The organism is Pseudomonas arsenicoxydans (assembly GCF_006438915.1).
GTDB classification, from domain to species: Bacteria; Pseudomonadota; Gammaproteobacteria; order Pseudomonadales; family Pseudomonadaceae; genus Aquipseudomonas; species Aquipseudomonas arsenicoxydans_A.
Map to the genome: position 1 here is coordinate 342,540 of NZ_RCZE01000007.1, position 8,985 is coordinate 351,524.

At 58.8% G+C, this 8,985-nt stretch carries 6 protein-coding genes and 1 rRNA gene; 3 read left to right on the plus strand and 4 right to left on the minus strand.

Features of this window, described 5'->3' with window-relative positions; all coding sequences use genetic code 11:
* The first annotated feature begins 41 nt into the window (after window positions 1–41).
* The 3 genes from mksB to mksF are packed head-to-tail and all read left to right on the plus strand — an operon-like array spanning window position 42 to window position 4,850.
* A complete protein-coding gene (mksB, locus tag EAH78_RS17405) occupies window positions 42–1,319 on the plus strand; it encodes an Mks condensin complex protein MksB (RefSeq protein WP_170219131.1) in 1,278 nt (425 codons plus the stop codon).
* Window positions 1,309–2,013 (plus strand): Mks condensin complex protein MksE, encoded by a 705-nt coding sequence (mksE, locus tag EAH78_RS17410; RefSeq protein WP_140668588.1) that lies wholly within the window; start codon window positions 1,309–1,311, stop codon window positions 2,011–2,013. Before mksB ends, mksE begins: the two co-directional genes overlap by 11 nt.
* Window positions 2,010–4,850, plus strand: a complete 2,841-nt coding sequence (gene mksF, locus EAH78_RS17415; protein ID WP_140668589.1) for an Mks condensin complex protein MksF — start codon at window positions 2,010–2,012, stop codon at window positions 4,848–4,850. The genes mksE and mksF overlap by 4 nt, the downstream gene beginning before the upstream one ends.
* 179 nt (window positions 4,851–5,029) lie before the next feature.
* On the opposite strand, the gene EAH78_RS17420 is transcribed toward mksF, so the two are convergent.
* The 4 genes from EAH78_RS17420 to rrf all read right to left on the minus strand — a co-directional run bounded on the left by EAH78_RS17420 (window position 5,030) and on the right by rrf (window position 8,857).
* Window positions 5,030–7,333, minus strand: a complete 2,304-nt coding sequence (locus tag EAH78_RS17420; protein ID WP_140668590.1) for a PqiB family protein — start codon at window positions 7,331–7,333, stop codon at window positions 5,030–5,032.
* The gene (locus tag EAH78_RS17425) at window positions 7,326–7,949 is read right to left on the minus strand and encodes a paraquat-inducible protein A (protein WP_140668591.1); all 624 of its coding nucleotides are present in this window, start codon (window positions 7,947–7,949) and stop codon (window positions 7,326–7,328) included. Before EAH78_RS17425 ends, EAH78_RS17420 begins: the two co-directional genes overlap by 8 nt.
* Window positions 7,936–8,595: a paraquat-inducible protein A gene (locus EAH78_RS17430; protein WP_140668592.1), complete on the minus strand. Its 660-nt coding sequence runs from the start codon at window positions 8,593–8,595 to the stop codon at window positions 7,936–7,938. Before EAH78_RS17430 ends, EAH78_RS17425 begins: the two co-directional genes overlap by 14 nt.
* Window positions 8,596–8,741: 146 nt before the next feature.
* Window positions 8,742–8,857 (minus strand): 5S ribosomal RNA (rrf, locus tag EAH78_RS17435).
* Between the last annotated feature and the right edge of the window lie 128 nt (window positions 8,858–8,985).

Consider the following 8,985-nt stretch of genomic DNA (forward strand, 5'->3'; position numbering starts at 1 on the left):
TACAATCGCGGCTTTTAATCGCCAACCAGCCGGCCATTCCGATGATCGAACCCAAGCGCGTCTTGCGCGCCCTCGCTGAACACTGGGCACTTCTGGAGCCACTGTGCGAGCACTTCGACCAAGGCACCTTGAGCCTCAACGAACTGCGTTCACAGTTGGCCGCCCAGCAACTCGACAGTACGCCGCAGGACATCACCAGCCTGCTGGACGTGTGGATCCGCCTCGACATTCTGGTGCCCGTGGCGAAAAGCCCGAACCGGTTCGAGCTCAATGCGCAGATCCACGACTTCCTCGCCTACCTGCGCCGTGAGCACCGATTGGGCCTGTGCCTGGAAATCGAAGCCTATTTGCGCCACCTCGAACGTCTGGCCGGTTACATTCAGGACGCGTTCGATATTCGTGATGGCCATGATCTGGCGCGCCAATTGCGCTTGCTCGACATGCGCGTGCGCGATGTATTGAAGAAACTCGATAACGACGAACAGGCACTGGTGGCCGTGGCCGAACGCGCGAAAACCAGCGATCGGCAGATTCCTTTGCGTCAGCGTTACGCTGAAGTACTGGCGACCTGGGACGAATACGTCGAGCCGATGATTGACCTGGTGAACGCCGACGGCGCCTTCGAACAAGGCGTGCGCAAGGTCGAAACCGTGCTGCTGAAGATGCTCAGCGAGCAACAGCGCCTTGGCCATCTGGTCGACGACGACATGCTGCTGCGCACCCACGCCCGTATCCTCGAAATGCAGACCAGCGCGCAATTGACCCTGCGTCATGCCCGCGAACTGCTGCTGCCATTGCGTGAAGAAGCCCGTCGCCACAATGCCGTGACCCGTGGAGCGGCGCTGGCCCTGTCGGCCATTCGTCGCAAAGGCATCGACGCCGTCCCGCAAGCTGCGATGCCGATGTTCACCCGCCCGCAAAGCACCTTCCTCGGCAGCGCCAGTCAGGTTGAAGCCTATGTGTATGCGCTGGCCCGTTTCGAGCCGAAACCGGCGCGTTTCCCCAAGGCTCACAAGACCCAGAAAGGCGAAGCCCCGCGCGCGCCACGTACCGTTCGCGAAATGCTCGAACGCTGCGAAGACGCCCTGCCGATGCCGGACCTGATGACCTGGCTGCTGGAGCAAGAGCCGGACGGCGCGACCGACGAATTGCTGTACTGGTTCTCGCGCCTGTCTCGCGAGAAACGCTTCAAGCGCGAGCGTCTGGAACGCCGCGATTACCACACTCATGAGCATCAGGTCAGCCTGCGCTCCTTCGCCCTGCTCTCGGCCGGCGACACCGCCGCCGAGGATTCTGCGAGCACTCCAAATGCATCTTGATCTAAACGAACTGTCCCAACTGGCACCGATCTTTCGCGAGCTGTTCAAGGGCTACCACGTCAGCCGCCGCGACCCGGAGCTGTACGCGCAGCTGTCGAACTTCCAGGACCAGTACCGCACGCTGTTCAAGGCGTTGGGCTTTGAATTGGTGTGCGACACCCGTGGTTTCTACTACTTCGTGCCGGACCTCGCCGCCGCCGCAGTGAACAAGACCGCGCAACGACTGGCGTTGTTCACCTTCATCCTCGTCGAGCACCTGGCGGATCAGGGGCGTGACCCGGTTGCCGTGCTCGACGGCGGCAGCCTCGGCCGCGATGAATTGCCTTCCTTGCTGGAAAAGTACCGCGACCTGTTCATCCAGGCCGAAGTGCAGACCGTCGAAGAGCTCGAAGAAAAAATCATGCGCCGCATGACCCAGCTCGGTTTCGCCGGCGAAGAAAACGGCATCTACCGTTTCCTGCCGCCGATGCACCGCTTCCTCGATGTCTGCCTGTCGGTTCAACAGGACCGTGATCTGGCGGCCAGCCTGCACAGCGTGTTGCCATTGCCGGTTCCGGTGCTGATCGATGACGACAGTGACGAAAAGCTGTTGGAAACCGATGATCCGCTGGACCTGAGTGACTTCGAAGAAGCAGAAAGCGAAGAAGCCGCCATGACCCGCGCCATTGCCGAAGAACAGGAGACCGACGCATGAGCAAGGAACGCTACGGCATTCGCCGCTTTGCCCTTTTGAACACCGCCGGTTACAGCCTTGGCCTGTTCCCGCTGGAAGAGCCGCTGTCGGTCTACGGCGCGAACAACCTCGGTAAATCCGCCTCGATCAACGCCTTGCAGTTCCCGATTCTGGCGCGCATGTCGGACATGAGTTTCGGCAAGTACAGCCTGGAACAGTCCCGGCGTTTCTACTTCGCCTCAGACACCAGTTACATCCTGGTTGAAGTGTCGCTGCCCCACGGCCCGCATGTGATCGGCGTAGTCGGTCGCGGCCCGGGCGGTGGTTTCGGTCACCAGTTCTTTGCTTATGCCGGCAAACTGGACCTGGCGCACTACCAGAAGAACGACACCTGCCTGCGCCAGAAAGAACTGTTCACCAACCTTGAACGCGAAGGCCTGAAAGCTTACGAGTTGAAGCCTGATGAACTGCGTCGTTTGCTGGTCGGCGGTCACACCTCGATCCCGCTGGACCTGACGCTGATCCCGCTGCGCTCCACCAGCGAGCAGAGCCTGAAGACGTTCCGCGCGCTGTTCATCAACCTGCTGCACATGCGCGAAATCACCGCGGCCAAGCTCAAGCAGTTGTTCCTCGATGCGTTCGAGCACAGCCTGCGTTCCGGCAGCGTCGACTACATCGCCGCGTGCGAAGAAGCGTTCCGCGATGTACGACGCATGGAGCAGGACTACAACTCGTTGGTCACCGCCGGCCCATTGGTCGAAGCCCTTGCGGCAGGCGTGGCCCAGCGAAATATCCTGCGCGGCAAACTGCACCGCATCTCGCCGCTGCTCGACTCCTTGCTCGGCACCTGGTCGGACTACGCCAGTGCGCGCAAGGAAGAGCTGACGATACAGGCCGAGCATTATCGCAACGAGCAGGACGCGCTGCAAAACGATCAGCGCGGTGGCACGCAAGAACTGATGCGCCTGGAACGGGAAATCACCGGCATCCAGCGCTGGCTCGGCGAGTTGTCGGTGCTCAAGCATCGCTTCGCGTTGGTCGATGACGTCAAAGTGCTGGAGCAGCAACTGCTCGCCGCCAAGGACGCGCACGATGAACTGGCCGGTGCGCTGGCACAGTCGCGGCAGTTCTCTGCCGAAGACCTCGAAGAGCGTCTGCGCGATCTGGAAAAACGCCTGAAGTCGGTGAAGCAGCAACTCGATCACGCCGACAACAACAGCTACGCCCGCCTGCGCGAAGAGTTCTCGCAGCAGGACGTCGAGCGCCTGATGCGTCTGTTCAACAGCGCGCTGTTCAGTCTGCCGCTGGGCGAGCACGGGATTACGCTGGACGAGGAAGGTCAGTGGGTCAAATCCCTGGAGCTGATCCTCGATGGTTTCAAAGGCGAGCGTTTCGAAGTCCCGGGGCTGGCCATCGACATCTCGCACATCGAGCCTCCAGCGTTGCAAGCCTTGGCTGATCGCGCCGCGTTGCGTGATCAGAAAGAGCGTCTGGAAAAAGAACTCAAGCAACTGAAAACCCAAGCCGCCGTGGTCGCTGACCGTGCGGCGAGCAAGACCCAGACGGAAGCGCTGTACCAGCAAGTGCTGGACGCGCAGAAGGCTCTGGAAGATTTCCGTCGCGCGCAAACCTTGAGCGCCGAGGAAGGCGACAAGCTTGAACAACTGGCGCAGATGGAAGCGGCGCAGGACGAATTGAAGCGTTCCAGCGATGCCTTCACCGAACGCGTCCAGCAGCTGTCGGCCAAGCTGCAACTGGTCGGCCGTCAAATCGGCGACATGGAGGCCAAGCAACGCACCCTCGACGACGCCCTGCGCCGCCGTCAGCTGTTGCCGGCCGACATGCCGTTCGGCACACCGTTCATGGACCCGATCGACGATTCCATGGACAACCTGCTGCCGCTGCTCAATGACTATCAGGACAGCTGGCAGGGTTTGCTGCGCAGCGACGGTCAGATCGAAGCACTGTACGCACAGGTCCGGCTTAAAGGTGTGGCCAAGTTCGACAGCGAAGACGACATGGAACGTCGCCTGCAGTTGCTGATCAACGCGTACGCGCACCGTACCGACGAAGCCCTGACGCTGGGCAAGGCACGCCGCGCGGCGGTCACCGACATCGCCCGGACCCTGCGCAACATCCGCAGCGACTACGACAGCCTCGAGCATCAGTTGGCGTTGTTCAACCGCGAGATCAACAAGCGTCAGGTCTCCAACCTGCAAAGCTTCCGCATCGTGCTCGCGCCGAACAAGGAAGCGCTCAAGCACATCGACCAGATCATCCACAGCGCCGGCCAATACGAAGAAGGCGAAACCCTCTCCGTGTTCGACCTGAGTCAAAGCGCCGAGCAGGACAACAAGAACGAAGAAGCCAAGGAATACCTGGCGCGGTTGGTGGCGGCCAACCACAACCAGCTGGGCCTCAAGGACTTGTTCGAACTGGCGTTCGAGATCACCAAGGTCAACGGTCAGCCGGTGATCCACACCGACATCGACGGCGCCGCGTCCAACGGCACCACGATGACCATCAAGGCGCTGACCAACATGTACTTGTTGTTGCACTTGATGGACCGCGACCAGGCCGGTCGCGTGCGCCTGCCTTACTACCTCGACGAGGCGGCGGACATCGATGAGAAGAATCAGGCCGCGCTGCTGGAAACCAGTCTGCAACTGGGCTTCGTGCCGATCCTGGCGAGTGTGAAACCGCAAGTTTGCGCCAGTGTCGCGATTGACCTGGAAGGTGGCAGCGGGCCGAACGGGATCTACATCGACGAGGCGGACTGGAAGTACATTCGCCGTCATGACGAGGTGAAGGCGAGCGTTGTTGCGCAGGAGGATGAGCCGGAGCTGGATGCGGTTTGAGTTAAACCGCCAGATACGAAAAGGCCGCGATCCAATGGACCGCGGCCTTTTTTGTGGGAATCTTTCGGCGCTTTTGTGGGCCTCTTCACGAGCAGGCTCACTCCTACAATGGTTCGGTGTGCACCGGATTCAATGTGGGAGCGGGCTTGCCCGCGAAGGCGGCATCACAGGCGCCTGAACTATTTGCCGATTGCGATCTTCGGCGCCCAGGTCAGCCATTCATCTTCAAACTTGTCGAACAACGGGAAGGTTTGCTCAGCTCGCGCCGGGCTACCCATGCGATCGCCGTCCGGGGTGGCGAAGGCAATGCCTCCCTGAATCAGCGTCTCCAGCGATTCAGTGCGTACCGTTGCGCCTTTGAACAAGCCGTAGTCAAAACCAAAACCGCTGCTGTTCCAGAAACGCGTACCGCTGCGCACCAACGGTGCGTATTTCGGTTCGATCAGAATGTGCACCAGCACACGATCTGCCGTCTGCCCAAGTTCGTAGCCCGTGACCTTGCCAACAGTAATTTCGCGATACGTCACCGGCACACCGGTTTTCAGCGAACCACGGCGAGCGGCACTCAGGACCAGACTCAAGCCGGCGTCCTGCTTGGCCGTTTCTGGTGGGTTGGCCAACGCGACGAAATTCTTCTGCGGGCCGAGGTTCTTCGCTGCAGGTTGTACTTCGATGTATTGACCGGTCACCAGCGTTTCCAGATTGCGGGTCTTGATCAGCCCCAACTCAGGCTTGACCACCCAGAACTGACTGCCTGCACGAGCAATACGTTCTGGCACTACGGTGATCCGTGCGGTGAGCATCACCGATTGCAGATCATCGGAGAGGTCAACGTCCTCGATCTTGCCGACATCCAGCCCTTTGAATCTCACTGGTGTGCCGTCACGCAAGCCATCGGCTCTCTCGACCTTGATGGTGACCACGGTGCCTTGCTGATTGGCTTCGTCATGGTTAGCGAACAGACGGAAACGCGGGATCTTCTTTTGCAGCGGGGCTTTGGCTTCCGGTGTCTCAAAGGCGATACCACCGGCCATCAAACTTTGCAGCGATTCACTTTTGACCTGTATCCCGCCCGTCAGTCCGCCCGTGAGCGTGATACCGCTGGCATTCCAGAAGCGCGTCGAGGCATTGACCAGCCCTTCGTACTCCTTCTCGATGTGAACGCCAATCACCAGTTGTTTCTTGGTCTTGGAGAACTGATAGCTCTGCACCGAACCGACTTTGACCTGCTTGTAGAGAATCGGGCTGCCGACTTCCAGCGAACCGAGGTTTTCAGTAAACAACACCAGGTGCAAGCCCGGTGAACGCAGATCCAGCGGCGGCGCCTTGGGCCGTGCCACGAATTCGCGTTGCGGCGCGGAGCCTTTGTCGCCAGGGCGCACGGCGATGTAGTTACCTTTGACCAGCGCTTCCAGGCCGGTGATGCCCGCGAGGGAGATTGACGGTTTGACTACCCAGAACTGAGTGCCGGTGACGAGGTAATCTTCGGCCAATGGATCGAGCGTCAGTTCGGCGGTGGCGCCGGACAGGTCCGGATCGATCTTCAGCGCTTTCAGATTGCCGACCTGGATGCCTTTGTACATGACCGGCGTACGGCCAGCCTGCAAGCCTTCGAAGTCGGTGAGTTTGACCTTGACCCGAATACCGGCCGCAGCCGCATCGAAGTCTTCGTAGAGACGGAACGGCAGGCTTGGATCGGTGGGCGGGCTATCCTTGCGATTCTCTGGCGTGGCGAAGGCAATACCACCGGCGACGATGCTGGCAAGCGATTCACTGCGAATTTTCACACCGGACAGGTTGGCGTCGATGCTGATGCCGCTGGCGTTCCAGAAACGTGTGTGTTTGCGCACCAGATTGGCGTAGGTAGGCTCGATGAACACTTTAAGCTCGACCGTACTCTGGTCTTCCGAGAGCACATAGCTTTTGATCTGGCCAACTTTGATCTGCTTGTAGAACACGGGGCTGCCACGGTTCAGCGAGCCGAGGCGATCAGCCTTGATGGTCAGGTGCAATCCCGGTTTGGCGTCGGACAGGGGCGGCTCTTCGGCCAGCGCCTTGAATTTGCGAGTGGGCTCGCCTTCACCGGGGCTGATCGCCACGTAATTGCCCGACACCAAGGTTTCCAGACCGGTAATACCGGCCAGCGTCACACTCGGTTTGACCAGCCAGAAGCGAGTGCTGGTCCTGAGGTATTGCTCGACATCCTTATTCATCTCGATGGTCGCGATCACGCCTTTGGAAGCGCCTTCGTCATCGAGTTTCAGAGCTTTTACCTTACCGACGGACATGCCTTTGTAGACGACTTCGGTCTTGTTCGCCTGGATGCCTTCACCACTTTCGAACCGCACCTGAACCTCGATGCCGGTCTCGTTATAGGCACGCCAGCCGAGCCAGCCGCCGATGATCAAAGCGACCAAGGGCAGGATCCAGATGGCTGACCAGTTCGAGGCCGGTCGGGTTTTCGCTGTAGGCAAATCAGTCATGGTCGTCGTCCGACTCCGTGTTATCCCAAATCAGTCGGGGATCGAAAGAAACTGCGGCAAGCATCGTCAAAATCACCACGCTGGCGAAGGCGATGGCGCCAAGGTTGGCTTCGATGCTGGCAAGCCGTCCGAAATTCACGACCGCCACCAGGATGGCGATCACAAAGATATCCAGCATTGACCAGCGGCCGATGAACTCGATAAAGCGGTACATCCAGATTCGTTGGCGAGCCGAGAGTGGCTGGCGGCGCTGTATCGAAAACAGCAACAAGCCGATGCCCACCAGTTTGAACGTAGGCACAAGGATACTGGCAATGAACACCACCGCCGCGATGGGAAACATGCCGTAATGAACCAGGTCAATCACGCCGGACATGATGGTGCTGGGGGCGCCCTTGCCAAGTGAGTTGATGGTCATGATCGGCAGCACGTTGGCGGGAATGTAGAGAATCGCAGCGGTAAACAACAGCGCCCAGGTGCGCACCAGGCTGTTCGGGCGACGGGCATGAACCAGCGCGCCGCAACGGGTGCAGACTTGCTCGTCGCTGTCAGCGTCCTGCTTGTTCAACTCATGACATTCCGCACAAATCAGAATGCCTGCATCAATCGCCCGCATGGGCATCCTCTCCTGATAAAGCCTGCCAGATCTGATGAGGCGACATCACAACCTCCAACCCGACCTGAACCAACAGCAAACTGATAAAACATACCAGACCAAGGCCTACGCTAATGGCTGCCATATCTGCCAGTTTTACGAACGCGACCAGTACGCCCATGAGGTAAACCTCAAGCATTCCCCAGTCCCGTAAATGGTGATAAATGCGATAGAGCAGCAAGCCGTAGCTGCGCCCGATATCAAAGCGAATACTCAACAACACGGCCAATTGGCAGAGCAGCTTGAGCAAAGGGATTCCCATGCTGCACAGGAACACAATCACCGAGACGCTTTGCATGCCGGTATCGAACAAGGCCACAACGCCGCTCCAAACGGTGTCCTTCGACGATTGCCCGAGTAGATTGAGTTCCATGATGGGTAAAAAGTTCGCCGGCACGTACAACAATAAAGCGGCGATAACCAAAGCGAGACTGCGCTGTACGACGTTGTGCCGATGGGCGTAGAGCTCATAGCCGCAGCGCGGGCACAGCGCTTTCTCGCCATGGGCGAGTTCAGGTTTGCGCATCAGTAAGTCGCACTCATGACACGCGACCAAATCGTCCAGCGGTAATTCTGACAGCCTTACGGCGTCAACCGGATCTGACATAAAGGCACTGTTCCGAAAAAGTTGGCCCTATTCTAGAGGCATGAGTCAAAAATAACTGCGCCAATTTGTGCGTTAAGGGAGAGTACTTTTTCGCGGACAAAACAAAACCCCTACCTGCATACGCAGATAGGGGTTTCGGAATTTAATCTTGACGATGACCTACTCTCACATGGGGAAACCCCACACTACCATCGGCGATGCATCGTTTCACTGCTGAGTTCGGGATGGGATCAGGTGGTTCCAATGCTCTATGGTCGTCAAGAAATTCGGTAGCCAGGTCGTTTTCTCTTGCGAGATCACGCTCCAGCGAATGGGTATGTAATAGATTTGTGTGTTTCGATTCGAACTTTCGACAATGTATCGTCTTCACACACCGCAATCTGGTGCTCG

Coding starts and splice junctions, on each gene's coding strand:
- mksF (WP_140668589.1), top strand. CDS start 2,010: ATGAGCAAGGAACGCTACGGCATTCGCCGCTTTGCCCTTTTGAACACC.
- mksB (WP_170219131.1), top strand. CDS start 42: ATGATCGAACCCAAGCGCGTCTTGCGCGCCCTCGCTGAACACTGGGCA.
- EAH78_RS17420 (WP_140668590.1), bottom strand. CDS start 7,333: ATGACTGATTTGCCTACAGCGAAAACCCGACCGGCCTCGAACTGGTCA.
- EAH78_RS17425 (WP_140668591.1), bottom strand. CDS start 7,949: ATGCGGGCGATTGATGCAGGCATTCTGATTTGTGCGGAATGTCATGAG.
- mksE (WP_140668588.1), top strand. CDS start 1,309: ATGCATCTTGATCTAAACGAACTGTCCCAACTGGCACCGATCTTTCGC.
- EAH78_RS17430 (WP_140668592.1), bottom strand. CDS start 8,595: ATGTCAGATCCGGTTGACGCCGTAAGGCTGTCAGAATTACCGCTGGAC.